We start from the raw sequence: 2,444 nt of genomic DNA, 5'->3' as shown, positions 1-2,444 counted from the left end.
CCATCATCCCCCCGTCAGACCCCGATGCCCAGCAGCGCCAGCGCGCCGAGCACGACGAACAGCACGGCCGCGATGCCGTGCACGAGCTTCGTCGGCAGGCGGTGCGCGAAGCGGTCGCCCAGCAGGATCGCGGGCACGTTCGCGAGCATCATCCCGAACGTCGTGCCGGCCACGACACCGATGTAGTCCTGGAAGCGCGCGGCCAGCGCGACGGTCGCGATCTGCGTCTTGTCGCCCATTTCCGCGAGGAAGAATGCAACGAGGGTCGCACCGAACACGCCGAGCCGCGAACGGTTGGCATTGGCTTCGTCGGCATCGAGCTTGTCCGGCACTAGGATCCACAACCCCATCGCGATGAACGAGAACGCGAGCGCCCAGCGCATGATCGACGGAGTGACGAGCACGCCGAGCCATTCGCCGAGCGCGCCGGCGAAACCATGGTTCACGAGTGTCGCGACGAGTACGCCAAGAATGATCGGCACCGGCTTGCGATAGCGCGCGGCCAGGACGAGGGAAAGCAGTTGGGTCTTGTCGCCGATTTCAGCGAGGGCGACGGCGCCGGTGGAGATCAGGAAGGCTTGGGACACGGATGGGGTTCCACGGGCCGATGTTGTGCGTGCGAGCGACGATCCACGGCGCGCCGGGCCCTGATGCGGCGCACTGTGAACCATCGGTCTCGCCAGGCCTAGGTGGCTGCGTCCGCCATGGCCGTACGGCCAAGTCTGTTGACGGACGCCTCCGTCACGATGCGCGCCGGGAGCGCGGGACATCGAGCGGAGCGGCTACTCCCCAATGAGCGGCGAATTCTAGCACGGCGCGTCGCGCGCGGGAAAGCCGTTGGCGGGCGCTGCGCCTGGCGTCGGGGCGGGATCGGCGTACGGCCATCTCCGGCGGTACGGGAGCCCCGGCAGGCGCGGTGGCGGATGCCCGCGCCAGCCGGGAAATGCGCCCGGAACGCCGTTACGCGGCCTGGCGGCGTGCCGCGCCGCGCTCGTGGACGAGTTTGCCGGCCGCATAGGTGCGATACACCGCGCGGTCGTCGCCGAGCAGCGCGAATGCGAACAGCAGCTCCTCGAGCGAATTCGCGCGCTTCGTGCGGCGTGCGAGCAGCGGCGTGGCCTGCGGATCGAGCACGACGAAGTCGGCCTCGGTACGCGGCGCGAGCGTCCCGACCGTATCGGTGAGGTCGAGTGCCTGCGCGGCGCCGGCCGTCGCTAGCCAGAACATCCGCGTCGCGGTCAGGTGGTGGCCAGACAGCCGCGCGACCTTGTGCGCTTCGTTCATCGTCTGCAGCATCGAGAACGACGTGCCGCCGCCGACGTCGGTGGCGAGCGTGACGGGCACGTCGTATTCACCGGCCTTGTCGAAATCGAACAGCCCGCTGCCGAGGAAGAAGTTCGACGTCGGGCAGTGTGCGACGACCGTGCGCGTCTCGGCCATCCGGCGGCGGTCCTCGTCGTCGAGGTGGATGCAGTGGCCGTACACCGCGCGCGGGCGCAGCAGCCCGTAGCGGTCGTAGATGTCGAGATAGCTGCGATGGCCGGGGAACAGCTCGGCCACCCATTTCACCTCGTCGACGTTCTCCGCGACGTGGCTCTGCACGAACACGTCCGGATGGCGCCGCGCGAGTTCGCTGCACGCCTCGAGCTGCGCCTCGGTCGACGTCGGCGCGAAGCGCGGCGTGAGCGCGTACATCTGGCGGCCCTTGCCGTGCCAGCGGCCGATCAGCTCCGCGCTGTCGTCGTAACCCGATTGCGCGGTATCGCGCAGGAATTCGGGGCAGTTGCGGTCCATCAGCACCTTGCCCGCGATCATCCGCAGGTCGCGCGCGTCGCTCGCCGAGAACAGCGCATCGGCCGACTGCTTGTGCACCGTGCAGTAGACGAGCGCGCTCGTCGTGCCGCAGGCGAGCAGTTCGTCGACGAAGAAGTCGGCGACTTCGCGCGCATGCTCGGGATCGCCGAACTGGCGCTCGGTCGGGAACGTGTACTTGTCCAGCCACGGCAGCAGACCCGGCGCCGGCGACGCGATCATGTCCGTCTGCGGATAGTGGATGTGCGTGTCGATGAAGCCGGGCACGATCAGCTTGTCGCGCAGGTCATGGACGATCGCGTCGCGCGCGAGCGTCGCGGCGAGCTGCGTGTACGGGCCGGCCGCGACGACCTTGCCGTCGTCGACGATCAGGAGGCCGTCGGTCTCGTAGTTCGCGGCCTGGCTCGATTGCGCCGGGTCGCCGTTGAAGGTCAGCAGCTGGGAACGAAAAGCGGTTTGCGTCATGACGAATGGTCCTGCATCAAGGTAAGGCGAACAGAAGAAAACGAGCGACGCCGCACGAGGGCAAGGCGGCGCCTGGCGAGCGGGTGCGGCACGTGGCGTGCGGCACGACCGGATGCGATTGCGCGGGCGGACGTGGCGGCCGAAGCCGCCAGCGAGTGGTTGCCGGA

General features: G+C 68.7%; 2 protein-coding genes and 1 riboswitch. Both genes read right to left on the bottom strand.

From position 1 onward, the window contains the following. Nucleotides 1-14: 14 nt before the first annotated feature. Complete coding sequence (locus G3N99_RS38605) at nucleotides 15-587, bottom strand: TMEM165/GDT1 family protein (RefSeq protein WP_174944609.1); 573 nt, start codon at nucleotides 585-587, stop codon at nucleotides 15-17. Nucleotides 588-665: 78 nt separating this feature from the next. After that, nucleotides 666-803: riboswitch (yybP-ykoY riboswitch) on the bottom strand. Between the two features lie 157 nt (nucleotides 804-960). Beyond that, entirely contained in the window at nucleotides 961-2,277 is a 1,317-nt protein-coding gene (guaD, locus tag G3N99_RS38600; protein WP_206125018.1) for a guanine deaminase, read from the bottom strand. Nucleotides 2,278-2,444: the final 167 nt, after the last annotated feature.

It is taken from the genome of Burkholderia sp. Ac-20392 (genome assembly GCF_017104585.1).
In the GTDB taxonomy this organism is placed as follows: Bacteria; Pseudomonadota; Gammaproteobacteria; order Burkholderiales; family Burkholderiaceae; genus Burkholderia; species Burkholderia lata.
Note: the sequence above shows the minus strand (reverse complement) of the source record. Positions and strands in the feature narration are given on the sequence as shown.